This window comes from Roseicyclus marinus (assembly GCF_030163795.1).
GTDB classification, from domain to species: domain Bacteria; phylum Pseudomonadota; class Alphaproteobacteria; order Rhodobacterales; family Rhodobacteraceae; genus Roseicyclus; species Roseicyclus marinus.
On the sequence record NZ_JASJOF010000007.1, the window covers coordinates 215,632 to 241,988 of the forward strand.

Here is a 26,357-nt window from a genome sequence, read left to right on the forward strand (position 1 = left end):
GGAAGACAGGCAGGGAAAGAGCGCCGATGGCGGCCAAGGATGTGGGAAAGGTGGAGGTCCGTTCGGCCAGCGACCTGTGGGCGTGGTTGGAGGCCCATCATTGTCAGCGCGAGAGTGTGTGGCTTGTCACGTGGAAGGCCGCTTTCCCCGAGCTTTACGTGTCGCGCGACGAGGTTCTGGATGCGCTGTTGGCTTATGGCTGGATCGACGGACGGCGGATGAAGCTTGATGCCGATCGCACGATGCAATTGATCGCGCCGCGCAGCCAAGAGGTCTGGGCGCGGAGCTACAGGGACAGGTTCGCGCGGCTTGAGCGGGAGGGTCGGGTGAAACCGGCGGGGCGGGCTGCGTTCGAGCGCGCGCGGCAAAGCGGGCTACTGGAGGCGCTGGAGGCGGTGGATGCGCTGGAGGAGCCCGACGATCTGGTCGCGGGGTTGGCGGCGGCAGGCGGGCTTGACTGGTGGCGCGCGGCTGCGCCGTCCTATCGGCGCAACATCCTGAGATGGATCGCCACGGCCAAGCGGCCGGAGACGCGGGCCAAGCGGATCGGCATCGTGGCGGATCATGCCGCCCTCGCGCGGAAGGTGCCGCAATACTAGGGGCGGGTGGTCGGACCTGTGGCGGCGGGCGCGGGGCCGCGCCAGCGCCGCCCCGTCAGACGAGCATCCGGCGCGGATCGGCGATCAGCTTTGCATAGTGGGACAGGAAGCGCGCGGCATCGGCCCCGTTGATGACGCGGTGGTCATAGGAGAGGTCGAGCGGGACCATGGGCACCGGGCGCGGCGTGTCGCCGTCCCAGACGGTCACGGTTTCGGTGCGCGTCAGGCCGAGGATCGCCACCTCGGGCGGGTTCACGATGGGGGTGAAGGCCGTGCCGCCGATGCCGCCCAGATTGGTGATGGTCATGGAGGCGCCGCCCATGTCCTGCGGGCCGATCTTGCGGACCTGCGCGCGGGCGGCGAGATCGGCGATCTCGGCCGCGATGGTCCAGAGCCCCTTGCGGTCGGCGTCGCGGATGACGGGGACCATCAGGCCATGTTCGGTATCCACGGCGATGCCGATATGGACGTAATCCTTGAGGATCAGTGTCGTCCCGTCGGGCGAGAGCGAGGCGTTGAACCGGGGAAAGGCGCGCAAGGATCGCGCCAGGGCCGCGACATGGAAGGCCAGCGCCGTCAGCTTCACGCCGCGCCCCTCGGCCTCGGGTTTCCAAGCTTTGCGCAGTCCTTCGATCGCGGTCATGTCGGCGCGGTCGTGATGGGTGACGGCAGGGATGAGCGCCTGCGCCGCCGCGAGGTTGCGGGCGGCGACCTGCGCGAAGCGGCTCATGGGTTCGTGGGTCACCGGGCCATGGGCGGAATGATCCACATCCCAATAGGCGGTATCGGCGGCGGGGGCTGCCGGACCGGGGGCGGCGCGATCCGCGCCCTCCAGATCCTCGGGGCCGAGCGTGGTGCGCCCGAGGCGCTGCGCCAGCGCGTCGATGTCGATGCCCTTTTCCAGCGCGAGACGCCGGGTCGTGGGGCTGGCCGAGATATCGCTCATGGCTGTTTCCCTCACCATTCTGCCGAGATGTATTGGGTTTCCATGAATTCGAGCATCCCCTCATGCCCGCCTTCACGGCCCAAGCCCGATTGCTTGGTCCCGCCGAAGGGCGCGGCCGGGTCGGAGACGAGACCGCGGTTGAGGCCCACCATGCCATAATCGAGCCGTTCGCAGACCTGCATGGCGCGGCGGAAATCGCTGCTGAAGACGTAAGCCACCAGCCCGTATTCGGTCGCATTGGCGCGCGCGATGGCGTCTTCCTCGTCGGTGAAGGTCTGGATCGCGGCGACGGGGCCGAAGATCTCGTCATGGACGCAATCGGCGTCTTGCGAGACATTCGACAGGACCGTGGGCGGGTAGAAATAGCCCGGACCCTCGGGAATCGTGCCGCCGCATTCAAGCGTGGCGCCCTTGGCCAGCGCATCGGCGACGAAGGCCGCCACCTTGTCGCGGGTATCGGCATTGACCAGCGGGCCGACATCGACGCTGGGATCTCTGCCATCGCCCAGCTTGAGTGCGGACATCCGCGCGGCAAGCCGCTTGGTGAATTCGGCGGCGATGCTGTCGTGGACATAGATGCGGTTCGCGGCGGTGCAGGCCTCGCCCAGATTGCGCATCTTGGCCAGCATCGTGCCTTCGATGGCGGCGTCCATGTCGGCGTCATGCAGCACGAGAACGGGCGCGTTGCCGCCCAGTTCCATGGCCGGTTTCAGCACCTGATCGGCGGCGGATTTCAGGAGCTTGCGGCCAACGCCGGTCGAGCCGGTGAAGCTGACCACGCGAACGCGGGGGTCGTGCAGCATGTGATCGACCAGCGCGCCCGTGCGTTTCGACGGCAGCACGTTCACAAGGCCCTTGGGCACGCCCGCCTCTTCCAGCAGGGGCATCAGGGCCAGCATGGTGAGCGGCGTTTCGGAGGCGGGCTTGATGATCACGGCGCAGCCTGCGGCCAGCGCGGGCGCGATTTTCCGCGTCCCCATCGCGGCGGGGTAGTTCCATGGCGTCACCAGCACGGCGAGGCCCGCGGGCTTGTGCTGGACCATTATGCGCGCGCCCGAGGCGGGGGCGCGCGTGATCATGCCATCGGCGCGCACGGCTTCTTCGGCGAACCAGCGGAAGAATTCGGCCGCATAGGCGGCTTCGCCCCGGGCGTCGGACCCGGCCTTGCCGTTTTCGAGCGTGATGAGACGCGCGAAATCATCGAGGCGGGCGGTCATGAGTTCCCAAGCGCGGCGCAGCACCTCGGAGCGTTCGCGGGGGGTGCGTTTTGCCCAATCGGCCATGGCGCGCTCGGCGGCATCCAGCGCGGCATCCGCATCGGCGATATCGGCCGAAGCGACGGAGGCGATGACCTCTTCGGTGGCCGGGTTGATCACGTCGAAGCGCGTGTCGGTCTTGTGCCATGCGCCGTCGATGTAAAGGTCGGTGTAGAGCATCTGGGTTATCCCCCGCGTCAGAGCAGGTGGCGGAGCGGCTGCTCCATCCGGCCTGCGAATTCGGTCAGAAGCGCGATAGCGGCCTCGGTGGAAAGCTGGTCTGCGGCGCATTCCAGCGTGATCGACAGGCCCGCACCGTCCGGGGCAAGCGTCAGGACGGGCGCATCCTCGGCCCCCATCGCGACACTGGCCACGCGCGTGGCGCGCAGGTCGCGGAGCCGGAGCGCGGGCGGCGCGTCGGTCTCGGTTTCGGTGACGCCCCCCAGCGCACGGCCCGGCGGCACGGTGAAGTGTCGCGTGGTGCCGAACCGGTCGACCGCGATCGTGACGGGGTCAGGGCGGCCAAGGCTCGCCCCCGCAAGGCCTGCGAGGATCGCATCGGCATCGGTGAGCGACAGGTCGCGCGCGGCCCATGCGGCAAAGGGGGTCAGCCCGTCCGCGGGGCACAGCGCCGTCAGGCGGCGGGAGGCCGCGGCCTGTGCCCGGGTTTCGTTGGGCGTGACCGCGGGCAGCGCCCGGAGCGTGTCGAGATCGGCGACATGGAAAGGCTGGGGATGTCCGGCCTCTGCCAGCCGGGCGAGGTCAAGCCCCTGTTCCCGCGCGAGGCGGCGGGCCTTGGGCGAGGCGAGGATGCGACCGCCCGATGGTGTGGGGGCGGCGGCAGCCGGGGCCGGTTTGGCGGCAACGGGTGCCGATTTGGCCGGGGCCGTTTCGGTCCGGTCCGCCTTGGACTGGTCCGGTTTCGCGCGAGCCCTGGGCGCTTTGTCCTTGAGCGCGCGGGCGACGGGGGCCTTGGGCTCCATATCCGACAAGATCGCCACGGGCGCGCCCACGGGCACGTCCTCTCCCGGTGCGGCCAGTGTCGCGGCAAGCCAGCCTTTGCGGCCAGCCTCCACCTCCATCGTGCTCTTGTCGGTCTCGACCTCGAAGAGGATATCCTCCGGCTCCACGGCATCACCCGGGGCCTTGAGCCACGACACCAGAAGGCCGCTGTCTTGCGCCATGCCCAGTTGCGGCATGGTGATTTGATGGCCCTCGGGCAGGATGTCCTCGGCCGCGGGCGTCTCGGCCGGGGCGGCTTGGGCGGTTTGGGCGGCTTGGGGGGCGGGGGCGTCGCCTGCGTCGTCCGGCCCCGTCTCCTCGGGGCTGTCGGTGATGCGGGCGATGACCTGACCCACGGGCACATCCGCGCCCTCGGGATAGGCCACGCCGGTCAGGTAGCCGTCAGCGGGGCTTTCGACCTCCATCACGGCCTTGTCGGTTTCCACCTCGAAGAGCGCGTCGCCTTTGGTCACGGCCTCGCCCGGCGATTTCAGCCAGGACACGATCTTGCCCGCATCCTGCGCCATGCCGAGCTGGGGCATGGTCACGTCACGCGGCATCTGTCATCTCCCCGGCGCAGAGACTGCGGGCCTTGGCGGCGACGGCCTCGGGGGTGGGCACGGTCAGATCCTCGAGCGCGGGGCTGAAAGGGACGGGCACATCCATCGCGCCCATCCGCACCACCGGCGCATCGAGGTGGTAAAAGGCCTTTTCGTTCAGGCGGCTGGCGATCTCGGCGGTCACGCCATAGCTTTGGTGGCCCTCGTCGATCACGATGGCGCGGCTGGTCTTTTTCACGCTGTCGAGCAGGGTCTTCTCGTCCAAGGGCACGATGGTGCGGGGGTCGATCACCTCGGCCTCGATACCTTCTTGTGCAAGAAGGGCGGCGGCCTTTTCGGCCACTTGCACCATCGACGAGGTGGCGATCAGGGTGATGTCGCGCCCTTCGCGCTTCACGTTGGCGACACCGAAGGGTATCAGGTATTCCTCCTCCGGCACGGGCGCCTTGTCTTGGTACATCAGCTTGTCTTCGAAGATGACGACCGGGTTGTTGTCGCGGATGGCCGTCTTCATCAGGCCCTTGGCCTCGTAGGCCGATGATGGCAGCGCGACCTTGAGGCCGGGGATATGGGCCACGAGCGCCTGCAGGGATTGCGAGTGCTGCGCCGCCGAGCGCCGCGTCGCGCCAAGGTTGGTGCGCAGCACCATCGGCACGGTCAGTTTGCCGCCCGACATGTAATGCTGCTTGGCCGCCTGATTGCAGAGCTGGTCCATCACGAGATAGATGAAGTCGCCGAACATCAGGTCGACGACAGGCCGCGCGCCGGTCATCGCGGCGCCCACCGCCATGCCGACGAAACCGGGTTCGGAAATCGGCGTGTCGATGACGCGGGACGTGCCGAATTCTTCTACAAGACCGGACAGGACCTTGAAGGGCGTACCCGCCTCGGCCACGTCCTCGCCCAGAATGAACACGGTCGGATCGCGGCGCATTTCCTCGGCCAGCGCCTCGTTCACGGCTTGGGACAGGGTGATTTCCCGCATCGTCTCTCTCCTCATTCCGCGTAAACGTGCATGTCGACCTCATGGGCCGGGGGGTAGGGCGCCTTTTCGGCATAGGCCACGGCTTCTGCCGCATCCTTTTCGATCTCGGCGTTCATCGCCTCGATCTCCGCTTCGGTGGCGATGCCCTGTTCCACGAGGAAGGCGCGGAAGCGGATGATCGGGTCGCGATTGTCCTTCCAGTCCTTCTCCTCGGACTTGGAGCGGTAGTATTCGCGGTTGATGTCGCCCACGTGGTGGCCGTGGTAGCGGTAGGTCATCAGTTCCATGAAGAAGGGACCTTCGCCCTTGCGGGCGCGCGCGACCAGTTTCTGGGTCAGTTCGTTGACGGCCAGCACATCCTGCCCGTCGACCTGATGCGCCTCGATCCCGAAGGCCTCGGCCCGCGCGATGATCGAACCCGCGGCGATTTCCTCGGTCTTGGTGTATTCGGAATACCCGTTGTTCTCGCAGGCATAGATGACCGGCAGCTTCCAAAGGGCTGCCATGTTCATCACCTCGTACATGAGGCCCTGCGCGGTCGCGCCATCGCCGAAGAAACAGACCGTCACATCGTCCTGCCCCAAGAGTTTCGCGCGCAGGGCCGATCCGGTGGCGATCCCCATGGACCCGCCCACGATGGCATTGGCGCCAAGGTTGCCGTGGCTTTGGTCGGCGATATGCATCGAGCCGCCCTTGCCCCGGCAATAGCCCTCGGCCTTGCCCAGAAGCTCGCAGAACATCGCCTTGAATTCCGCGCCCTTGGCCACGCAATGACCATGGCCGCGATGGGTGGAGGTGATGCGGTCGCTGTCGGTCAGCGCCTCGCAGATGCCGACGGCGACGGCTTCCTCGCCGGAATACATATGGGTCAGCCCCGGCATCTTGGCCGAAAGATAGAGCTGGTTGGCGTTGTCTTCGAAGGTGCGGATGCGGACCATCTGGGCATACATGCGCAGGTAATCCTCGGTATTGGTCTTGGGCTTTGCCATGGATCTGGTCCCCGGACGGATGCGTCCTTCATCTTGGTGAAAAACTCTCGGGGGGTATGGGGGGCAGACAGCCCCCCATCTCCCGAAGGTTCAGTAACGGTTGGCGATGGGCAGGTCCTCGGCCGGGAAGAGGCTGATCACCTCGCAGCCCGTCTCGGTCACCACCACCTCTTCCTCGATGCGGGCGGCGGAATAGCCGTCGGCGGCGGGGCAGTAGGTCTCCAACGCGAAGACCATGCCGGTCTGGATCTCCATCGGATGATCGAGGCTGACCGCGCGGCTGATGATCGGGCGCTCATGCAGCGCGAGACCCAGACCATGGCCGAATTGCAGGCCAAAGGCCGCGTCCTCGTTGGGGAAGCCCAGGCTTTCGGCGGTCGGCCAGACCTCTGCCACCTTGTCGGTGGTGACACCGGGCTTGATCATGGCGATGGAGGCATCGATCCATTCGCGCGCCTTGACGTAGGCGTCGTTCTGCGCGGGCGTCGCCCTCCCGACGTTGAAGGTGCGGTAGTAGCAGGTCCGATAGCCCTGGTAGCTTTGCAAGATGTCGAAGAAGCACTGGTCGCCGGGCCGGATCAGCCGGTCGGTGAAATTGTGCGGATGCGGATTGCAACGCTCGCCCGAGATGGCGTTGATCGCCTCCACATCGTCCGAACCCATCTCGTAAAGGAGCTTGTTCGAGAGCGCGACGATGTCGTTCTCGCGCACGCCGGGTTTCAGTTCCTCGTAGATCATGTGGTAGACGCCATCGACCATGGCGGCGGCCTGCGTGAGCAACTGGATCTCGTCCCAGTTCTTGATCTCGCGGGCGGCAAGCATGATCTGCTGGCCGTCGACGACTTTGATGCCTTCTTCCTGCAGCGCGTGGAACATGGCGGTTTCGGCGTAATCGACGCCGACCGGCATGTCGGCCATGCCCGCATCCTTGATCAGCTGGGCGATCATCTTGGCGTATTTCTTCATCAGGCCGAATTCGGGCGGGATGGTGCCGCGCATGCCGACCACGCCGGCGAGGCAATGATCGGGCTCCAGCCAGTCGGAATAGCGCTGGTGATGGACGGCGGCCGAGCCGAAATCCCAGACATAGGGGCTGTCGTCGCCGGTCAGGAGGCAAAAACGGCACATCTTGTCCCGTTCCCATTCGCCGATCTTGGTCGCCGAGACATAGCGGATGTTGTTGACGTCAAAGAGCAACAACGAGCCCGCATTCGAGGCCTGAAGCGATTGGCGGGTGCGGGCCAACCGATAGCGGCGCAGGCGGTCATGGTCGATGCGGCGTTCGAAATCCACCGAGGTGTGGCCCCATGCGGGCAGGCGGTCACGCCATTCCCAATTGGGGTTGAGGTCCTGGGGGGTCAGCAGGTTCGGCATCAGGGCGCGTGACATGAAAATCTCCTCCCGGCGGGCGCGGGGCCTGCCGTCACGGTTGGGTCTCTTGCGGAAACGGATGGCGTTACTGGATGCACCAGCCGCCGTCGATGTGGATCATCTGGCCGGTCATGTAGTCGCTGTCCTTGCTGGCAAGGAAGGAGGCGGTGCCGGTGATGTCGTCGGGGTAGGAGACGCGCTTGATCTGGAGCGCATCGCGCACGATGTCCTCGTAGGCTTGGCCTTCGCGGTCCTTGAAGCCGATATCGACGAGGTCCTTGTCGAGCTGTTCCCACAGCGGCGTGACCACCACGCCCGGCGCATAGCCGTTGACGGTGATGTTGTGTTCAGCCAGCGCCAGCGCGCCGCAATGGGTCAGCGCCAGACAGCCGTATTTCGAGGTGCAATAGACGGTCACGTCGATCAGCGGCTTGCGCGAGGCGATGGAGCCCACGTTGATCAGCTTGTAGGGGCCGCCGTCCTTGCCCTGGGCGATCATCTGGCGGGCGGTTTCCTGCATGCCCAGCCACATCGCCTTGGTGTTCACATCCATGATGAGGTCCCAGTTGTCCTCGTCGATGTCCATGAAGAACCGGGGTTTGTTCAGGCCCGCATTGAACAGGCCCACGTTGATCGACCCGAAGGCCTCGACAGTTGCGGCGACGGCGGCGGCATTGTCGGCGCGCTTGGTCACGTCCATGCGGACGGCGATGGCGCGACCGTTTCCGGCGGCATTGATCCGGTTGGCCATCTCCTGCGCCGCGTCCAGATCCAGATCGCCGAGGCAGACATTGGCCCCTTGCGCGGCGAAGGCCTCTGCGTTGGCGGCACCCATGCCGCGCGCGGCACCGGTGATCAGGATGTTTTTGCCCTTCAGTCGTTCGGGGTCCATCGGTTTCCTCCCTCGTGGTCCGTGTCTTCCAGAATCTCTTCGGCGCGGGCCTGAATCCGGGCCAGCGCGTCGCGGGGCCGGGTCAGGCCGCGCAGCATGTCATGCAGTTCGAGGCCGCAAAGCTTGATGATCTCGGACACCTGCGGGATCGGCGGGCGCGGCCAGAATTGCAGTTCGTCGCGCCAGGACATCTGGTCGACGGTCTCAAAAATCGGCGACAGGCGGCGCACCTCGGGGTCGGCACCCACGGAATAGCGGGGCGCGGTGCGGCTGCCGTTCTGCACGTAAAGCTTTTGCGCGCCGGGCGAGGTGAAAGCGATCAGCGCCTCGGCGGCATCTTCTACCCGTTCGGGGGCGAGATTGGCCGGGATGCAGAGCGCATAGCCACCCACGGGCGCAATCGGCGCGCCCTCGGGTCCATGGGGATGGGGCAGGTAGCCGGTGTTGCCATGGGCGGGGCAGGTTTCATCCAACTCGAAATACGGAGCGAGCAGCGTGTAGCCATAGGCCATCGCCACCTTGCCCGCCGCATAGGGGCGGACCCGTTCGTACCACGACATCGACAAGATATCGGGCGGTGAATAATCCAGAAGCTCCATCAGGTATTCAGCGGCCGCAAGCGCCCGGTCGGTGTCGAGCCGGGGCTGCCATGGCCCATGGCCAAGGCGGGCCGCGTCATATCCGCCGGCGATTTCGGGCAGGTCGATGATGGGCTGGCCGAAGGCCGCGCAGGTCATCATGAAGGTATGGCCAAGCGCCGTGCCGCGCGCGGCATTCCACGCCACACCGTAGCGTCCGGCGCGCGGGTCGTGGAAATGGCGGGCGGCTTCGATCACCTCGTCGGCGGTGACGGGGGGCGTGATGCCATCGCGGGCGAACCAATCCTTGCGGTAGAACATCAGTTCCGGCGTGGTCTGGCTGGGCACGCCGTAGGGCACGCCGTTCCAATGCGTCGCGCGCCAGCCCGCCGTGTGGAAATCGCCGGGATCGAGCCGGTCGGTATCCATCACCTCGGTCAGGGGGCGGATCACGCCCTTGGTCACGAATTCGCCGATCCACGGCAGATCGACCGCGATCAGATCATAGGCGCTGCGCTTGCGCTCGGCGTTGCGCAGCGTTTCCTGATGCAGGCGGTCGATGGAAAAGGCGCGCTGGTGGATGTCGGTGCCCACCATCTGTTCGAACTGGCGCTTGAGGTTTTCCATGACCATGAAGGTCGGATCGCCATGCACCAGGATGCGCAGGCCGCCCGCCAGCTTGAGCGGCGCGAGCAGCGCGCGGGGGGGCGCGATGGCCGCCTGGCTCGAGACATAGGAGCCGCCGTAGAAATAATCCTCGGTCTCTTCGGGCGGCGCCGCGTCGAAGGTGGCCCGCGCCAACCGTCCGATGCGGCTTGCGACCTGACCGAATTCTTCGAGCAGCTGTTCGCTGGGGTGGAGCGAAAAGGTCCGCCCCGATTTCGTGCGCGGGCGCTGTTCGACAAGGCCTGCGGACTGGATCTCGGCCAGTTTGCGCATCGCGGTGGCATAGGGCACCCCCGAGGCGGAAGCCATGGAGGAGGACGAAACCATCCGCCCCTCGATATGTCCGCGCATCAGGTGCAGGATCATGTTGAGGTGCGGATTGGGTGTGGTCGGGTCGAGCGAGGTGTCGATCTCGCGGCACAGCTCACCGAGGAAATCGACCACGCGGGCCAGTTCCGCCTCGGCGGAGGCCACGCCAAGACGGCCGCCGAGCGATGTGGCGTCTTGTCCGAATTGGAGGATTTCGCTCGGTTGCTTGTTCATGGTTCCGCTGGCACGTTGCCCGGCGACCCGGATCGGGGAGCGCGTCATGGGCTATCCTCCATGCAATGTTCAATTTGATATCCGGATACGATGGCTGAAAATGTTCAAAATGGATATCAAAATGTCCAAAACGGACAAAACCGGACGAGTCTTCGGGGGGTGAAACAGCGCTGGATCGGGTCAGATTGCACCGGGCGATTCCCGGGCTGGGAGGCAGCGGCAATCACCAGACCGACACAGGGAGGAAAGACATGACCCGCAACACCAAGCTTTTGCTTGCCTGCTCGACCGCGCTCATCGCGATGGGCGGTGCCGCGGCGGCGCAGACTTATACGATCGGAATCACGCAAAACAACGTGGGCGTCGACAGCTACCAGACGACCTATGAACAGGCCTTCATCGCGGCGGCGGAAGCCAACCCCGATGTCGAAGTCGTGGTTCTGGACGCCGGCGGCGACGTCGCCCGCCAGATCGCCCAGATCCAGGACCTCGTGCAGCAAGAGGTCGACGCGATGATCATCTGGCCGACCAACGGACAGGCCGTGATCCCCGCCGTGCGGCAGGCCCATCAGGCCGATATCCCGGTCGTCATCACCAATTCGAACATCGCCGAGGAAGGGTTCGAGTTCATCCGCTCCTTCTCGGGGCCGGACAACGTGACCCAAGGCGCGCGCGCCGCCGAAATCATGTGCGAGCGCTTCACCGCGATGGGCATTCAGGACGAGGCGCAGATCGTGCAGATCACCGGTCAGCCGGGCTATACGACCGCCATCGAACGCGCCGAGGGCTTCGAGGAGCGTCTGCCCGAGGTGTGCCCGAACGTCACCTTGGTGGCGAGCCAGCCGGGCAACTGGAACCGCGAGGACAGCCAGCGCGTGATGGAGGCCTTCCTTGTCCAATATGACGATATCGACGGCGTCTATTCGGGTGACGACAACATGGGTGTCGGCGCGCTGAATGCGGCACTGGCCGCTGGCCGTGCCGAAGGCATCACCTTTGTCGGCGCGACCAATTTCGCGGTCGGCTACGACGCGATGGAGCGCGGCGAATACTGGGGTTCGATCTATCAATCCCCGGTCGACGATGCCGAGGCGGCGCTTCAGACCGCGCTCGATATCCTGGCCGGCGAAGATGTTCCGTTCTTGAACTACTTCGACACGCCCAAGATCACCCAAGACAACATGGGCGAGTTTACCCGCCCGGTCTTCTGATCCCCTCCCTGATGGGGCGGCGGCCTGCCGTCGCCCCGTTTTTTTCCAGACCATTGCCAGACGACAGAGGTATTCACCGTGGCTGAACCGCGTGGGGTAGAAGGGCGTGTCTGCATCGTGACCGGTGCGGCGCGCGGGATCGGACGCGCCATCGCCGAGGCGCTTCTGGATGAGGGCGCAACGGTCTGTCTGGCGGATCTGAACGCCGATCAGGTGGCCGAGGTGGCCGAAGCCAACCGGGCGCGGCCGGGGATCGCCCCCGAGGCCGTTCTGTCCGTCGGCGTCGACGTGCGCGACCGCGCGCAGGTCCGCGCGATGATCGAAGCGACCGCAAAAGCCTTTGGCCGGGTGGACGTGGTGTTCAACAATGCCGGCGTGAACAAGCCGATGAACTTTCTCGACGTGACCGAGGACAATTGGCATCTCATCATGGATGTGAACGGTCTGGGATGCCTGATCGGCATGCAGGAGGCCGCGCGCCAGATGATCGCGCAGGGCCCCGCGCCGGACGGGACGGTGGGCAAGATCGTCAACACCGCCTCGGTCGCGTCGCGTCAGGGGTTCGACAACGTGGCGCCCTATTGCGCCTCGAAATGGGCCGTAGTCAGTCTGACACAATCGGCGGCCCGCGACCTTGCCAAGCATGGCATCACGGTGACAGGGTTCGCCCCGGGTGTCGTCGCCACCGAGATGTGGGAGCAGGTGGACCGCGACCTGATGGACATCGGGGCCGCCGAGCGCCCCGGCCAGGCGATGGAGGAGTTTTCCTCCGAGATCCTGAAAGGCCGCGTCGCGCGACCGCAGGACATCACCGGCACGACCACCTTCCTCGCCTCGCGGGCGAGCGACTACATGACCGGCCAGATCGTGATGATCGACGGGGGCATGACACTGGTCTGACGCGACCGCCACGGCAGCGCGCAAGACCGGAACCAGCGCCAAGGGAGGCGCGTCCGCAGGGGAGGACGGACAGTATGGCCGACACGGCTATCAAGACATTCGGGGGCCTTCTGGCCCGGCAGGGCATCCTTGTTGCCTTCATCCTGTTCATGGTGGGCTTCACGCTGTGGAACCCGCGCTTCATCGACATCGACAATGTCTTTGGCGTGATCCGGTCCTCGGCGATCCTTGGCGTCATGGCGCTTGGCGTCACCTTCGTGGTGATCGGCGGCAACCTCGACCTGTCGGTCGGCTCGATGCTGTCGTTTTCGGCCATCGTGGTGCTGGACCTGCATGAAAACCCCGCCTTCGGCCCGGCGCTGGCTATTCCGGCGATGTTCGCCCTCACCCTGTGTCTGGGCGCGATCAACGGGTTTCTCGTGGGATACCTGCGGCTCAATTCACTGATCGTGACCTTGGGGATGCTGTCGGCCATCCATGGCCTGACGCTGACCTGGTCGGGCGGGCAGAACATGGACATCGCCGATCAGGGTGCCACGTGGTTCGGCGTCTTCGGACGCGGCACGGCGCTGGGCATCCCGATCCCGGTCCTGATCTTTGTGGCGCTGGCGGCGTTCCTTGGCATCTTGCTGGCCAAGACGCCCTTTGGCCGCAAGGTCTATGCCGTGGGCGGGAACCCGACGGCGGCGACATTCTCGGGCATCCCGCGCGCGCGGGTCGTGTTCCTGACCTACCTGATTTCCGCCTTTTGCGTCGCGGTGGCGGGCCTCATTCAGGCCAGCCGCACCATGGGGGCGCAGAACACGGTGGGGCAGGGGTTGGAGCTGGAGGTTCTGGCCGCCGTGATCCTTGGCGGCGCATCGCTGCTGGGCGGGTCGGGCACGATCTTCAAGACGGTGATCGGTGTCCTGATCCTTGGCTTCATCCAGAACGGTCTGCTGCTGGCCGGCCTGCAATTCTACGTCCAGTTCGTCGTGACCTGGATCATCATCATTCTCGCGGTCTGGCTCGATATCGCCACCAAGCGCGGGAAGCTCTGGTCGCCGATCGCGTGATGGGGATGCACATGAAGACCGATATCCTCAAGAAACTTGTCCAGAACGGCGCGATCTGGGGCTTCATCCTGCTGCAACTGGTCTTTTTCGAACTGGCCGGGCGCTATTGGGCGGGGTCCAGCACGACGTTCATCGATCTGGACAACCTGCTGTTGCTGCTCAAGCAATCCGCGCCGATCGGGATCATCGCGGTGGGCATGACCATCGTCATGGTGAACGGCAACATCGACCTGTCGGTCGGCGCGATCTACGCGCTGTGCGGCATCGTCCTGCTGGACAGTCTGGGCTGGCCGATGATGGAGGCGATGGGCGACGGGGCGATCCCGCTTGCCATGCTCATCGCGCTGGCCACGGGCTGTGTGCTGGGGCTCATCAACGGGCTGATCGTCTGGAAAACCGGCGTCGATGCCTTCATCGTCACATTGGGCGCGATGCTGGGCTATCGTGGTCTGGTGTTCATGTACAATGGCGAACAGCCGACATCGAACCTGAACTGGACGATGGTGGACATGGCCGAATGGGGCATATTCGGCATCCAGACGCCCGCGCTTGTGCTTCTTTTCGTGGTGCTGGTCGTCTGGCTGGTGATGACGCGCACGGTTCATGGGCGCAACGCCTATGCCATCGGCGACAACCGCGAGGCGGCGGTGAACGCGGGGATCCGGGTCGGGCCGCACATGCTGATCAATTTCGCGGTAATCGGCTTTCTGGCCGCGCTGTCGGCTGTCGTCTTCTATTCCGGCAGCGGGTCGGTGAACCCCAATGACGGGATGTTGTTCGAATTGTGGGCGATCACGGCGGTCGTTCTGGGCGGCACCAAGCTGACGGGCGGCAAAGGGTCCATCATCGGCACGCTGGGCGGTGTCATCGCGATCCAGCTTTTGCGCCGGGGCTTGAACCATATCGGGGCGGATACCGAGACGGTAAACATCGTCATCGGCACGATCCTGATCGTGGTGCTGCTCTTGGACCGCCAGCTCAACCGCAAGGCTTCAGGGGAGTTGAAGGTATGACCGGGCAAACACCCGCGCTACGGCTCGACGGGATCGTCAAGGATTTTCCCGGTGTGCGCGCACTTGATGGCGTGAGTTTCACGGTGATGCCGGGCGAGGTTCACGCGCTCATGGGCGAGAATGGCGCGGGCAAGTCGACGCTGATGAAAGTTCTGGGTGGCATCTACCAACCCGATGCCGGCCGCATCTACATCGCCGAGCGCGAGACGCGCATGAAAGGCCCGCTCGAGGCCAAGGCCAATGGCGTGATGTTCATCCATCAGGAATTGAGCCTGGCGCAGGAATTGTCAGTGGCCGAGAACATCTATCTCGGTGAATTGCCCCGCAAAAGCTTTGGCCGGGTGGATTGGCCGACACTTTACGCGCGCACCGACGCCATCTTGGAAAAGCTGCGCGTGGGCTTCACCGCGCGCACACGGGTGGGCGAGTTGTCGATCGCCAACCAGCAGATGGTCGAGATCGCCCGCGCCCTGACCGTCGACGCCAAGGCCGTGATCTTCGACGAGCCGACCGCCTCGCTCACCGATGCGGAAAAGGTGGTGCTCTTCGACGTGATCGCGGACCTGAAGGCGCAAGGCGTGGGGATCATCTACATCTCGCACCGGATGGAAGAGATCTTTCGCATCACCGACCGGATTTCCGTCCTGCGCGATGGCGAATATCGCGGCACGCTGGACACGGCGCAGACGGACGAGACCGAGGTCACGCAGATGATGATCGGTCGCAAGCTCGACCTCAGCCGCTCGGCCGCGACGGTGGAACCGGGGCCGGTCGCGCTCCGGGTCGAGGGGCTGTCTTGCGGCACGCTGTTCCGCGACGCGACCTTCGAAGTGCGCGAGGGCGAGGTTCTGGGCTTTTACGGTCTGGTCGGCGCGGGCCGCACCGAGATCGCGGAAACGCTGTTTGGTCTGCGCAAACCCACGGCGGGCCGCATCTTTCTGAAAGGGGAGGAGGTCACGATTTCCTCGCCCATCGACGCGATCCGCAAGGGTATCTCGCTGGTGCCCGAAAGCCGCAAGGAACAGGGTCTGGTTCTGGGCATGAACTGCCGCGACAACATCACCCTGCCGCAGGTGGCCGACCTGACCGCCGGGCCTTTCGTGGCGGATGGGGCGGAAATCTCGATCTATGACCAATACCGCGACCGCCTGTCGATCAAGAGCCCCAGCTGGCGCACGCTGGTGGGCAACCTGTCGGGGGGCAACCAGCAAAAGATCGTGATCGGCAAATGGCTGTCGATGCGGCCCGAGGTGCTGATCGTGGACGAACCCACGCGGGGGATCGACGTGGGCTCCAAATCCGAGATCCACAACCTTCTGCGCGATCTGGCGCGGCAGGGCTATGCGGTGATCGTCATCTCCTCCGAGATGCCCGAGGTGCTGCAATGCTCGGACCGGATCGTGGCGATGTACAACGGCACGATCATGCGCGAATTCACGGCCGAGGAAGTGACCGAGGACAGCCTGATCCAGGCGATCTCGGGGCTGAATTCCGGCGCGGCCGCCTGATCCGGGCGGGCTTTGGCGGTCTGGCCCGACGCTCGGCAATCCGCCGGGGATGACATCGGGTGCGGCATTGCGGTGACGCGGCCCTTGCCCGACGCGGCTGCGGGTCAGGCGGGTTCCACCGCCCGGTCTACCAGCAGATGCGGCCGTCCGTCCGCCCCGCGCCCCACCGGCCAATCGCCCGGCGGCGCGTCCCGGCCCCGCAGCCGGGCAAGGCGCCACTGCGCCGCCTCGGACCCATGGGCAGGGGTCAGGCTCCAGCGGCTTTCGACGCCCGCCGCGCCCCCGTCCCCCGGTGTCAGAAGAAGGGCGAGGGCGGCCGTGCCGCGCGCCTCGGCCCCGGCTTCGGCGGCAAGATGCAGGCGGCGCACCGGGGTCAGGCCGGGCGGTTCGGGCAATTCGGCCACGACCAGCGGCAGGAGACCTGCGCGCAGCGCCTCTTCCATGGTCCACAGGATATCTTCGGGCCGGTCGGGTTCGACCGTGATCAGGCGGGCGGGGTCGATCTCGGCCCGGACACCGGCCATGTGCAGCCGGTCGGGGTGCCATGCAGGCCGGATCCACAGGATGGGCCCCGCCCCCTCCGCCGCGAGCCAGAGCGCCAGACGCCGCCGCGCGGGCCCGCACAGCTCATGCGCCCGCGCGCCTGCCAGCCGGAAACGGCCCAGCAGCGGCAGGCCGGGCCGGTCACGGCGGTGCGATTGGCGGGTCAGTTTCGTCAGGTCCATGGGATCCGATTATAGATGTTCGCTAAATGTTCTCAAGCCCCGAGCCTGAACCGGCCTTGCACATCCCGGCCCGGAGGCTAGGGTCCGCCCCCGACACAGGACAGGGGACAAGAGAATGCGCCAGATCGCCCTCGGCTCGACCGACACGATGATCACCGATTACTGCCTCGGCACGATGACATGGGGCAACCAGACCCCCGAGGCCGATGCCCATCGGCAGATGGACATGGCGCTTGCTGCCGGCATCACCATCGTCGACACCGCCGAGATGTACCCGGTGAACCCGGTGCGCGCCGAAACCGTGGGCGTGACCGAGGAAATCCTCGGCAATTGGAACGCGGCCCATCCGGGGCGGCGGGGCGATTACGTTCTGGCCACCAAGATCACCGGCAAGAACGCGGCCTTTGTCCGGCAGGGGCAGGATATCACGGGGGCGACATTCACGGCGGCCATCGATGCCTCGCTCGCGCGGCTGAAGACGGATGTCATCGACATCTACCAGATGCATTGGCCCAACCGGGGCAGTTTCCATTTCCGGCAGAACTGGCGCTACGATCCGTCGAAACAAAACCGCGCGGTGACGCTGGCGCATATGGCCGAAGTGCTGGAGGCGGCCGAGGCGGCGGTCAAAGCGGGCAAGATCCGCCATTTCGCCCTGTCCAACGACAGCGCATGGGGCACGGCGCAATGGCTGCGTCTGGCCGAGGATCGGGGCCTGCCGCGGGTGCAGTCGATCCAGAACGAATATTCGCTTCTGTGCCGGCTGTACGATCTGGACATGGCGGAACTGGCGGTGAACGAGCAGGTGACGCTTCTGGCCTATTCGCCGCTGGCGGCGGGGCTTCTGACCGGGAAATACCAAGATGGCGCCCTGCCCGAGGGCAGCCGGATGGCGATCAACGGGGATCTGGGCGGGCGCAAGACCGACCGCGCCTTTGCCGCCGTCGCGGCCTATCTGGCACTGGCGGAAAAGCACGGGGTGGACCCGGTCCATATGGCGCTGGCCTTCACCGTGCAGCGGCCCTTCCCGGTCTCGACGATCTTCGGGGCGACGACATCGGAACAGCTGGGACATATCCTGTCGGGGCTGGACGTGACCCTGTCGGCGGAGCTGATGGAGGAGATCGACGCCACCCACAAGGCGCATCCGATGCCGTTCTGAACGGCTGGGGATAAAGCTGGGGACAGGTTGCATAAAGCAAGCTGTGCGGCGCTTTCGAGGGTCTGACCGCGAGAAATCCGTCGCAATTTTCCCGGCCTGCGGTTCCGCCCTTGCCGCTCCGCCCGACACGTTCGGCGCGCGATTTCCCGTGACAGGATCGCCGCGCCGCGCAAGATTGGGGCCGAGGCAAAACAGGGGGAGGGTCCGGCCATGCCGGTCGTGCTTTGCTATGGCGACAGCAACACCCACGGAACGCGCCCCGTCACGCGGATCGGGCATCTGGACCGGCACGACCGCGCCGACCGCTGGCCCGAGGTGATGGCCGCAGCCCTTGGCCCGACGGTGCAGGTGATCGCCGAGGGTTTGCCGGGCCGCACCACGGTCCATGACGACCCGGTGGAGGGCGGCTGCCGCAACGGCATCGCCGTCCTGCCCGCGATCCTGCACAGTCATCGCCCCATCGACCTGATGCTGGTGATGCTGGGCACCAATGACCTCAAGCCCCGGTTTTCCGTCACGGCTTGGGAAATCGCCCGCTCGGTCGAACGCATCTGCCTGTCCGCCCGGGCCGAGGGCGTGGTGGCCGACATGATGATCCTTGCGCCTGTCCCGGTGGTGGAGGTGGGCGTTCTCGACGATGCCTTCGAGGGCGCCGAGGCGCGGCAGGCAGGCCTTGCCGATCACCTGCGCGCCGCCGCCCATCGCATCGGCGCGGGCTTTTTCGACGCGGGCGCGCATGTGGCGGTCTCCCCCGTCGACGGGGTCCATTGGGAGGCCGCGGGCCATCACGCGCTGGGGGCTGCGATGGCGCACGCGGTGGCGGAACGGTTGCGCCTGTGAGCGGCAGCACCGCGACCCTTGGCATGGTGAGCGGCAGCGCCGCGACCTCTGGGATGGTGAGCGGCATCGCCGCCGTCCTTGGCGCGGGCACCATCGGCGCGGGCTGGGCCGCGCGGCTCGCGCTTATGGGATGGGAGGTGCGCGTCTTCGACCCCGAAGGCGCCGAGGATCTGCCCGAAACGCTTGCCCGCGCCCGCGCCAGTCTGCCCGCGCTTTACGATGTCCCCCTGCCGCCCGAGGGCCGCGTCCTCCGCGCCGCCACGATCCCCGAGGCGGTTACCGGGGCCGATTGGGTGCAGGAAGCCGCCCCCGACCGTCTGGAACTCAAGCGCAAGCTGTTCCAGCTGGTGCAGGCGCATGTTGCGCCGGGGGTCCTGCTCGCCTCTTCCAGCGCCGGGCATGATATCGCCGCGCTGCGGGGATGCGCCACGCGGCCCGAGCAGGCCCTGCGCCTTCGCCCCGTCGATCCGGTCTACCTGATGCCCACGCTCCGGGTCGAAGGGCAGGGGGCCGAGGCGCGCCTCGCCAGTATCGGGATGGGGCAGGGCGATGTCGCGGCAGCCACCAGCCTTGCCGCAATAGGCGGGGGGGAGCCCGAGGCCCGCGATGCGGCGCTGGTCACGATCCTGCGCGGGCTCAAGGATCGGGGCGCGGCCCTTGCCGCCCCCATCATCGCGCATCAGGCCGCCCTTTCCCCCGCCCCCGCCGATCCGGATGCGCGCGTCATCCCGGTGACGCTCGACCGGCAGGTGCCCGTCACCTGGGTCGATTACAACGGTCACATGAACGAGGCGCGCTTTGTCACCGCCTTTTCCGAGGCGGCCGATCGGTTGCTGCTTTGGGCGGGGATGGATGCGGCGGCGATTGCGGCGGGCCACTCGGTCTTTACCGTCGAAACCCATGTCCGCTACCTGTCCGAGGTGCAGATCGGCGATCGCATACAGGTCACGACCCGCGTGCTGGCTGGCGGGGGGCGCAAGTTCCACATCTGGCACGAGCTATGGGTGGGCGACACGCTGTGCGCCACGGGCGAACAGCTTTTGCTCCATGTCGATCTTGAAACGCGCCGCTCCGCCCTGCCGCCGCCTGCCATGGCCGATTGGCTGGCCCGCGCGGCGGCGAACCATGCCGCCCTGCCAACCCCCGAGGGGCTGGGCCGTCATGTGGGTCAGCGCCCCTGATCCACCAGTGCGCGCAGATGCGCCAGATGGCCGGGGATCGCGCGGGCCGACACCTGCGCCTCGCGCACCAGCCAGTCGAAATGCCGCGTCACCGTCCGCACCCGGTCGCGGTCGCGGAAGGCGATGTAATGCCGGCCCAGATAGATCACCGCCATCTTGGGTCCGAAAACCGTGACAGGGGCCGACCAGACCCGCCGCGCGTCATAGAGAAAGATCCGCAGGGATGGATAGAACTGGTCATAGACCTCGGCCAGCCAATCGATCTGGGCGCGGCGGATGTCGGGATCGAGCCCCGCATAATACCCTTCGCCCCGGGCAAAGCTTTCCATCTCGTGGACGGCCATGGCCATTTCGTAATCGCCCTCGGTCAGCCGCATCCAGTCAAGCCGCTCGGCCGCCGCATCGATCGCGGCATCCGGGCGGCGATGGGTCAGGGGCGCATATTCCCAACGCAGAAGCGCATTGGTTTTCAGCATGTCGGGCAGGGTCGCGGGCACATGGCGGATCTTGTAGCCCTCCGCCTCGCGGTGCCAGGCAAAGATCTGGTCATCGAGCCCCGTCGCCCGCCCCGTTTCCGAGATCGACAGCGAAGAATCCAACAGCGCGCCGGCCTGTTCCGGCCGGTCGGTCAGCCCCAAAAGCCAATCGGCCGAGACGTCGAGCGCCTGCGCGCAGGCCGCCACCACATGGCCCCCCGGCATCCGCGTCTCGCCCGGGGCCAACATCTGCGTGACGCTGGACCTGTCCACCCCGATGGCGCGCGCCAGCCCCGCCCGGCTTTGCCCCGAGATCGCCAGCGCCGCCGCCAGCCGGTCGCGGAACGTCGCGGCGACGCTGCGCTTGTCGGATTTATCCAGCATTGTTCAAATCTCACAACGATGTTGAGTTTATGCTGAGAAAACCCCGACTGCCCGCCCGACGCAAGCTCGCATATCGGTTACAGGCGAACGGGCCGCTCCCGGCCCGCCACGGGGCAATACCGCATCATGCGCATCGAATGGCCGACACTGGCCCTGATCCTTGGCTGTTATGCCGGGCTCTGGCTTGGTCTTTTTGTCCTCCCGGGGATAAGCGTAGCACTCGCTACGATCTTCCTGATCCCCCTCATCGCGCTGCAATCCTCGTTGCAACACGAAGTGATCCACGGCCATCCCTTTTCCGAAAGGCGTCTGGGCGAGGCGCTGGTCTTTCCCGCCTTCAACCTCGCCATTCCCTACCTGCGGTTCCGCGACACGCATCTGGCGCACCACATGGATGCGCGGCTGACCGACCCCTATGACGACCCGGAATCGAATTACGTCGACCCGGAGGTCTGGGCGCAGCTCTCGCCCCTGCACAAACGGCTCTTGAACGCCAACAACACGCTTGGCGGCCGGATGATCCTCGGGCCCCTGATCGGTCAGGTCAGCTTCATGGCCGCCGATTGGCAAAGCATCCGCGCGGGTGACCGGGCGGTGCTGGCGGCGTGGCTGTGGCACCTGCCGCCCACGGCGGCGTTGGTGGCGCTGGTCGTGGTTTCACCCCTGCCGCTCTGGGCCTATCTGGTCGCCTGCTACGCCGCCCTTGCCATCCTCAAGATCCGGACCTTTTTGGAACACCAGGCCCACGAGCGTGCGCGGGGCCGCACGGTGATCATCGAGGATCGCGGGCTGCTCGCCTTTCTCTTTCTCAACAACAACCTGCATGTCGTCCACCACATGCATCCGAAACTGCCGTGGTACCGCCTTCCGCGGATCTACTGGAACAACCGTGACGCCTATCTGGGGCGCAACGCGGGCTACAGCTATCCGGGCTATGGCGCGATTTTCCGCGCCTATCTGTGGCGCGCGAAAGACCCGGTGCCCCATCCCCTTTACCCCAAGAATTAGATTGCAGGCCGGGGGTTTGCGGCGCATGTGAGGGGCCATGCCCGTCTGGATCACCGCCACAATCCTTGCCGCCTTCTTCCAGAACCTCCGGTTCCTGCTGCAGCGGCATCTCAAGGTCACGACGCTCTCGACGATGGGCGCGACCTGGGCGCGCTTCGCGTTTTCCATGCCCCTCGCGGCATTGGCTCTGGCCGTCTGGCTCGGTCTGACGGGGCAGGCCCTGCCCCGTCCAACGCCCGCCTTCTGGGCCTATGCGTTGACCGGCGCCATCGGCCAGATGCTGGCCACGGCCTGTGTCGTCACGCTCTTCGGGCGGCGCAATTTCGCGGTGGGCGTGACGCTCGCCAAGACCGACGTGATCCTGAGCGCGCTGATCGGCCTGATCTTGCTGGGTGAGGCCGTGTCGCTTCCCGTTGCCGTCGCCATCGTGGTGGGCTTTGCGGGGGTCATGCTCCTCTCCGACCCGCCGCGGGGTGACGTGGTGCGGACGTTGCGGTCGCGGCTTTTCAATGCTGCCTCTGGCTACGGGCTCCTGTCGGGCCTCCTGTTCGGGCTTTCGGCCGTCTGCTACCGGGGCGCGACTCTCAGCCTTCAGGGCGGTGATGACCTGTTGCGCGCGGCGACCGCGCTTGTGGTGGCCACCTTCGTGCAGACGGTCACGCTTGGCCTCTGGCTCGCCTGGCGCGAGGCGGGACAGATCGGGCGCGTTCTGGCATCTTGGCGGGTGTCGGGGCCGATGGGCCTCACCTCCATGCTGGGCAGCCTTGCATGGTTCACCGCCTTCGCCCTCCAGACGGCGGCCTATGTCAAGGCGCTGGGCCAGATCGAGCTGGTCTTCACCTTCCTCGTCTCGGCCTTCTGGCTGGGCGAAAGATCCTCGTCCAAGGAAATCGCCGGTGCGATCCTTCTGGTCGTGTCCGTTCTCGTCATCTTTCTCGGGGCCCTGCCATGATCACCATCGCGCTCTCCATCGCGCCGATCTTCTTGCTGATCGTCACCGGCTACGCGCTCCGGCGCGGCGGCATCCCGTCCGAGGAATTCTGGACGCTGAATGACCGCCTCGTCTATTTCGTGCTGATGCCCGCCCTCTTCTTCGTGATGATCTCGCAGACGGACCTGTCGGACCCCGACCTCCTGTCCTTCACCGCGACGCTCTACGCGGGCTTCTTTCTCGCCGTCGGGGCCGCGACCGCGATCGCCGTGGCGCTGCGCTACGAGGGGCCGCAGGCCACCTCGATCCTGCAGGGCGCAAGCCGCTTCAACACCTTCATCTCGCTCGCCGTCGCCGAAACGCTCTACGGGGCGGATGGGCTTCAACTGGCGGTTCTGGCCGCCGCCGTGCTGGTGCCGGTGGTCAACCTCACCGTGGTGGGCCTCTTTTCCGTCCTTTTGCCCAAGCCGGGCAGCCCGGTCCTCGTCAATGCCGCGCGGGGGCTGGCGACGAACCCGCTGATCTTGTCGATCCTCGCGGGCGCCATCGTCAACGCGCTGGGCTGGGCGCCGATCCCGGTCCTGACCGAAACGCTGGCGGTTCTGGGGCAGGCGGCGCTGCCCATCATGCTCTTGTGTGTCGGCGCAAGTCTCAAGCTCAGGGGCCTACAGGCCGAATGGCTGCCCATGGCCATCGCGGCGGGCGGCAAGCTCGTGCTCTTTCCGCTGGTGATCTTCGCGCTGGCTCTCGCGCTGGGCCTGCCGCCGCTCACCGCGCAGGTGGCGCTGATCTACGGCGCGCTGCCCACGGGCGTCGCGGCCTATACGCTCGCGCGCCAGATGGGGGGCGATGCGCCGCTCATGGCGGCGATGATCACGGTCCAGACCCTTCTCGCCTTCGCGCTCATGCCGCTCTGGCTGGGCCTCGGGGAATGGGTCTTCGGCCTCTGATACGCCCTTCATCTTTCCCCAAATACGGCGGGGGTTCGGGGGCGGAGCCCCCGACGGGTCGGCGCGCGCCCCGCGCGGCGAAACCTGTCAGAGCCGCGAAAACCGGCTGACATCGGTCCGGTTGTCGAAAAACGGCACGCCGGGCGCTTGCCGCCCCTCCAGCCGGGCCGACAATTCGGCCAGAACCACCTCAGTGATGAAGGGCATGTCATAGCCCCTGACCTCATCCAGCGGCACCCAATGCAGATGGCCAAGCTCTGCCTCCGCGCGGCTGAAATCATCGGGGTCGTTTCGGAGCGCCCCGGCCTCGACAAGGAAAAACCGCGCGTCGAACCGACGGGGTCGGCCCGGCGGCGTGATCGCCCGAAACAGGAATGTCAGATCCGTCCCATCGGGCAGGTGGCCCGTGCCCAGATAGCCGCGCCAACCCTGCGGCTTGTCCATCGCACCGGCGCGCGTATCGGGCGCCCCGATCAGAAGGCCGGTTTCCTCCCACAATTCCCGGGTCGCGGCGGCGACCAGCGGGGCAGGCGGCAGGTCGCTGTCGCGCGCAAGTGCCGCGGCGCAACCGGGCGCGGGGTCTGCGGCGAGCGGGATGACGCGATCCACCTCGTCCACCGCCCCGCCCGGAAAGACGAATTTCGATGGCATGAAGGCCGCATCCTTGCCGCGCTGCCCCATCAGGACGCGCGGCCGGGTCGCGGCGTCGCGCAGCACGATCACCGTGGCGGCGTTCCGGACGGCGGATTTGTCCATTAGAACCCGTGCATCCGCTTCGCCCACTGGATCCCCACGATCATGCCCTTGAACCGGGGCAGAAGGTAGAGGGCCATGGCCACCACACCAACCGAAAACGTCCCCGCCATCACCCACGGGCTTGGCTGCAACCATTCGTAGACGAAAAGCTGCAGGGTCCCCATCACCTTGGCGGTCAGAAGGATGGACAGATAGGCCGGTCCGTCATCGGCGCGCGCGTGGCTCAGATCCTCGCCGCATGCGGTGCAGGCTTCGTGCAGTTTCAGGTAGCCGTCGAACACGCCCGCCTCGCCGCAATTGGGGCACCGGCGGCGCAATCCGCGCAGGACGGCGGGGCCTGTGGGCCGCTCGGGCGGACCGGGCAGGAATTCGGGGCGAAGCGTCGCGTCATCATGGCTCATGCTGCCCTAGATGCGCCCCCGCGCGTCCCGCGTCCAGTGACCTCTCGCCGCGCCCCGCGCCCCGCGTTCGCGTCCCCCCAAAAAACCGCGACGGAAATCCACGCGCCCTGCGTGGAACGGGACATAGACAGCAAGCAACAGGAGTTATGCAGATGTCCACGATCAAGGCAGGCCTTCTCGCCGCGCTCATCCCCCTCGCCCTCGCGGCCCCCGTCCTCGCACAAGAGGCGCCCGGCCCCGGCCCGCAGATGATGTTCTCCGACCTCGATCTCGACGGCGACGGCGCGCTCACCCTCGAGGAGCTCGAGGCGGTTCCGGCGACCCGCTTCGCCCGTGCCGATGCGGATGGCGACGGTCTCTTGTCCCGCGACGAACTTGTGGCGCAGGCGATGGCGCGCGCCGAAACCGGGGTCGACCGGATGCTCGAACGCGCCGACACCGATGGCGATGGCGCGATCAGCACGGCGGAACACGAGGCGCTGCGCGACGGGCGTCGTAGCGCCGGGATGGAACGCATGTTCGAGCGCGCGGATGCCGATGACGACGGGCGTGTGACCGAGGCCGAGTTCGACACCATGCGCGAACGCATGGCCGAACGTCATGGCGAGCGCGGCGAACGGCGCGGCCATGGCAATGGCCATGGGTTCTGGCGCGGCTGACGGCCAATCCCCCGCACCGACCGTCAGGGCCGGTGCGGGGCGCTTTCCGCCTGCAACGGGGCATTGTAGACATCGGCCATGACACGGGAACCGCCCGGACTAGACCGGCTCTCCGACGGGGCGCTCATGGTCCTTTTCGCCAATGGCGATGCTGGGGCGGCCCGTGTGCTGACCGCCCGGCTTTTGCCGCGCGCGCTGCGCCATGCCGCGCGGGTGCTTGGCGACCGGGCCGAGGCCGAGGATATCGCGCAAGAGGCGATGCTGCGTCTCTGGCGCGCGGCGGGCGGCTGGCGGCAGGATGGCGCGGCCGAACCCGCCACCTGGCTCTACCGCGTGGTGGCGAACCTTTGCACCGACAGGCTCCGGCGGCGCGGGCGGTTGGACCCGCTCGACGATCCCGACCTCACCGCCGATGGCGCGCCGGGGGTCGAGGCCCGGATGGTCGCGGCCGACCGGATGGCCGCGCTCGACGCCGCGCTGGCCCTTTTGCCCGACCGGCAGCGGCAGGCCGTGGTGTTGCGCCATATCGAGGGGCTGTCCAACCCCGAGATCGCGGAGATACTGGATGTGGGCGTCGAGGCCGTGGAAAGCCTGACCGCCCGGGGCAAGCGGGCGCTGACAGCCGCGCTTGCCGACAAGAAGGAGGCCTTGGGCCATGACGATTGATCGTGACGACGACGTGCTCGACGCGCTGTTCGATGCCGCCCGGGGCACGCCTGCGCCTCCCGATGCGCTGATCGCGCGGGTGCTGGCCGATGCCGAACGCGTGCAGGCCGAAACCCGCGCCGCCGCGGCACCGCCCGCGCGGGC

General features: G+C 66.6%; 26 protein-coding genes. 14 read left to right on the top strand and 12 right to left on the bottom strand.

The window, feature by feature from the left end; genetic code table 11:
• Window positions 1–26: 26 nt before the first annotated feature.
• Entirely contained in the window at window positions 27–599 is a 573-nt protein-coding gene (locus QQK63_RS12855) for a YdeI/OmpD-associated family protein (RefSeq protein ID WP_277823963.1), read from the top strand.
• A gap of 55 nt (window positions 600–654) precedes the next feature.
• Here the strand turns inward: QQK63_RS12855 and QQK63_RS12860 are convergent, their stop codons facing one another.
• The 8 genes from QQK63_RS12860 to QQK63_RS12895 form a co-directional block, all read right to left on the bottom strand.
• Window positions 655–1,545 (bottom strand): 2-oxo acid dehydrogenase subunit E2, encoded by an 891-nt coding sequence (locus tag QQK63_RS12860; protein ID WP_277823961.1) that lies wholly within the window; start codon window positions 1,543–1,545, stop codon window positions 655–657.
• Between the two features lie 11 nt (window positions 1,546–1,556).
• A complete protein-coding gene (locus tag QQK63_RS12865; RefSeq protein WP_277823959.1) occupies window positions 1,557–2,981 on the bottom strand; it encodes an NAD-dependent succinate-semialdehyde dehydrogenase in 1,425 nt (474 codons plus the stop codon).
• A gap of 17 nt (window positions 2,982–2,998) precedes the next feature.
• The gene (locus QQK63_RS12870) at window positions 2,999–4,363 is read right to left on the bottom strand and encodes a biotin/lipoyl-containing protein (RefSeq protein WP_277823957.1); all 1,365 of its coding nucleotides are present in this window, start codon (window positions 4,361–4,363) and stop codon (window positions 2,999–3,001) included.
• Window positions 4,353–5,348 carry an alpha-ketoacid dehydrogenase subunit beta gene (locus QQK63_RS12875; protein ID WP_277823955.1) on the bottom strand — a complete coding sequence of 332 codons (996 nt, stop codon included), beginning with the start codon at window positions 5,346–5,348 and terminating at the stop codon, window positions 4,353–4,355. Before QQK63_RS12875 ends, QQK63_RS12870 begins: the two co-directional genes overlap by 11 nt.
• An 11-nt stretch (window positions 5,349–5,359) precedes the next feature.
• On the bottom strand, window positions 5,360–6,337 hold the full coding sequence (locus QQK63_RS12880; RefSeq protein ID WP_277823953.1) for a thiamine pyrophosphate-dependent dehydrogenase E1 component subunit alpha: 978 nt from the start codon (window positions 6,335–6,337) through the stop codon (window positions 5,360–5,362).
• A 90-nt stretch (window positions 6,338–6,427) separates the two neighbouring features.
• Window positions 6,428–7,726: a M24 family metallopeptidase gene (locus QQK63_RS12885; RefSeq protein ID WP_277823951.1), complete on the bottom strand. Its 1,299-nt coding sequence runs from the start codon at window positions 7,724–7,726 to the stop codon at window positions 6,428–6,430.
• 67 nt (window positions 7,727–7,793) lie between these two features.
• Complete coding sequence (locus QQK63_RS12890) at window positions 7,794–8,600, bottom strand: SDR family NAD(P)-dependent oxidoreductase (RefSeq protein WP_277823949.1); 807 nt, start codon at window positions 8,598–8,600, stop codon at window positions 7,794–7,796.
• The gene (locus QQK63_RS12895; protein WP_277823947.1) at window positions 8,582–10,435 is read right to left on the bottom strand and encodes an ABC transporter substrate-binding protein; all 1,854 of its coding nucleotides are present in this window, start codon (window positions 10,433–10,435) and stop codon (window positions 8,582–8,584) included. Before QQK63_RS12895 ends, QQK63_RS12890 begins: the two co-directional genes overlap by 19 nt.
• Window positions 10,436–10,638: 203 nt before the next feature.
• Here QQK63_RS12895 and QQK63_RS12900 point away from each other — a divergent pair, with 203 nt between their 5' ends.
• From QQK63_RS12900 to QQK63_RS12920, 5 genes are all read left to right on the top strand, one after another.
• Complete coding sequence (locus tag QQK63_RS12900) at window positions 10,639–11,598, top strand: sugar ABC transporter substrate-binding protein (protein WP_277823945.1); 960 nt, start codon at window positions 10,639–10,641, stop codon at window positions 11,596–11,598.
• A 78-nt stretch (window positions 11,599–11,676) separates the two neighbouring features.
• A complete protein-coding gene (locus tag QQK63_RS12905) occupies window positions 11,677–12,498 on the top strand; it encodes an SDR family NAD(P)-dependent oxidoreductase (protein ID WP_277823943.1) in 822 nt (273 codons plus the stop codon).
• A gap of 74 nt (window positions 12,499–12,572) precedes the next feature.
• Entirely contained in the window at window positions 12,573–13,553 is a 981-nt protein-coding gene (locus tag QQK63_RS12910) for an ABC transporter permease (RefSeq protein WP_277823941.1), read from the top strand.
• A gap of 11 nt (window positions 13,554–13,564) precedes the next feature.
• A complete protein-coding gene (locus QQK63_RS12915; protein ID WP_277823939.1) occupies window positions 13,565–14,566 on the top strand; it encodes an ABC transporter permease in 1,002 nt (333 codons plus the stop codon).
• Window positions 14,563–16,074, top strand: coding sequence for a sugar ABC transporter ATP-binding protein (locus tag QQK63_RS12920; RefSeq protein ID WP_277823937.1), 1,512 nt, complete (start codon window positions 14,563–14,565; stop codon window positions 16,072–16,074). The genes QQK63_RS12915 and QQK63_RS12920 overlap by 4 nt, the downstream gene beginning before the upstream one ends.
• 104 nt (window positions 16,075–16,178) lie before the next feature.
• Here the strand turns inward: QQK63_RS12920 and QQK63_RS12925 are convergent, their stop codons facing one another.
• Window positions 16,179–16,799 carry an ImuA family protein gene (locus QQK63_RS12925; protein ID WP_277823935.1) on the bottom strand — a complete coding sequence of 207 codons (621 nt, stop codon included), beginning with the start codon at window positions 16,797–16,799 and terminating at the stop codon, window positions 16,179–16,181.
• Between the two features lie 115 nt (window positions 16,800–16,914).
• Here QQK63_RS12925 and QQK63_RS12930 point away from each other — a divergent pair, with 115 nt between their 5' ends.
• The 3 genes from QQK63_RS12930 (at window position 16,915) to QQK63_RS12940 (ending at window position 19,982) form a co-directional block, all read left to right on the top strand.
• Window positions 16,915–17,961: an aldo/keto reductase gene (locus QQK63_RS12930; protein ID WP_277823933.1), complete on the top strand. Its 1,047-nt coding sequence runs from the start codon at window positions 16,915–16,917 to the stop codon at window positions 17,959–17,961.
• 210 nt (window positions 17,962–18,171) lie between these two features.
• Entirely contained in the window at window positions 18,172–18,801 is a 630-nt protein-coding gene (locus tag QQK63_RS12935) for a GDSL-type esterase/lipase family protein (RefSeq protein ID WP_277823931.1), read from the top strand.
• A complete protein-coding gene (locus QQK63_RS12940) occupies window positions 18,798–19,982 on the top strand; it encodes a thioesterase family protein (protein WP_277823929.1) in 1,185 nt (394 codons plus the stop codon). The genes QQK63_RS12935 and QQK63_RS12940 overlap by 4 nt, the downstream gene beginning before the upstream one ends.
• Here the strand turns inward: QQK63_RS12940 and QQK63_RS12945 are convergent.
• A complete protein-coding gene (locus tag QQK63_RS12945) occupies window positions 19,970–20,842 on the bottom strand; it encodes a helix-turn-helix domain-containing protein (protein ID WP_277823927.1) in 873 nt (290 codons plus the stop codon). The two genes, QQK63_RS12940 and QQK63_RS12945, sit on opposite strands and share 13 nt — an antisense overlap.
• Window positions 20,843–20,968: 126 nt before the next feature.
• Here QQK63_RS12945 and QQK63_RS12950 point away from each other — a divergent pair, with 126 nt between their 5' ends.
• Genes QQK63_RS12950 through QQK63_RS12960 form a run of 3 tightly spaced genes read left to right on the top strand, consistent with a single transcriptional unit; the run spans window position 20,969 to window position 23,731 of the window.
• On the top strand, window positions 20,969–21,850 hold the full coding sequence (locus QQK63_RS12950) for a fatty acid desaturase (RefSeq protein WP_277823925.1): 882 nt from the start codon (window positions 20,969–20,971) through the stop codon (window positions 21,848–21,850).
• Between the two features lie 37 nt (window positions 21,851–21,887).
• Window positions 21,888–22,802 (top strand): DMT family transporter, encoded by a 915-nt coding sequence (locus tag QQK63_RS12955; protein ID WP_277823923.1) that lies wholly within the window; start codon window positions 21,888–21,890, stop codon window positions 22,800–22,802.
• A complete protein-coding gene (locus tag QQK63_RS12960) occupies window positions 22,799–23,731 on the top strand; it encodes an AEC family transporter (RefSeq protein WP_277823921.1) in 933 nt (310 codons plus the stop codon). The genes QQK63_RS12955 and QQK63_RS12960 overlap by 4 nt, the downstream gene beginning before the upstream one ends.
• 87 nt (window positions 23,732–23,818) lie before the next feature.
• Here QQK63_RS12960 and QQK63_RS12965 read toward each other — a convergent pair whose 3' ends face one another.
• Both QQK63_RS12965 and QQK63_RS12970 read right to left on the bottom strand, forming a co-directional pair.
• A complete protein-coding gene (locus QQK63_RS12965) occupies window positions 23,819–24,487 on the bottom strand; it encodes an NUDIX hydrolase (RefSeq protein ID WP_277823919.1) in 669 nt (222 codons plus the stop codon).
• Window positions 24,487–24,888, bottom strand: a complete 402-nt coding sequence (locus tag QQK63_RS12970; protein WP_277823917.1) for a DUF983 domain-containing protein — start codon at window positions 24,886–24,888, stop codon at window positions 24,487–24,489. Before QQK63_RS12970 ends, QQK63_RS12965 begins: the two co-directional genes overlap by 1 nt.
• 152 nt (window positions 24,889–25,040) lie before the next feature.
• Between QQK63_RS12970 and QQK63_RS12975 the strand changes: the two genes are divergently transcribed.
• Both QQK63_RS12975 and QQK63_RS12980 read left to right on the top strand, forming a co-directional pair.
• A complete protein-coding gene (locus tag QQK63_RS12975; RefSeq protein ID WP_277823915.1) occupies window positions 25,041–25,547 on the top strand; it encodes an EF-hand domain-containing protein in 507 nt (168 codons plus the stop codon).
• Window positions 25,548–25,625: 78 nt separating this feature from the next.
• Window positions 25,626–26,213, top strand: coding sequence for an RNA polymerase sigma factor (locus QQK63_RS12980; RefSeq protein WP_277823913.1), 588 nt, complete (start codon window positions 25,626–25,628; stop codon window positions 26,211–26,213).
• Window positions 26,214–26,357: the final 144 nt, after the last annotated feature.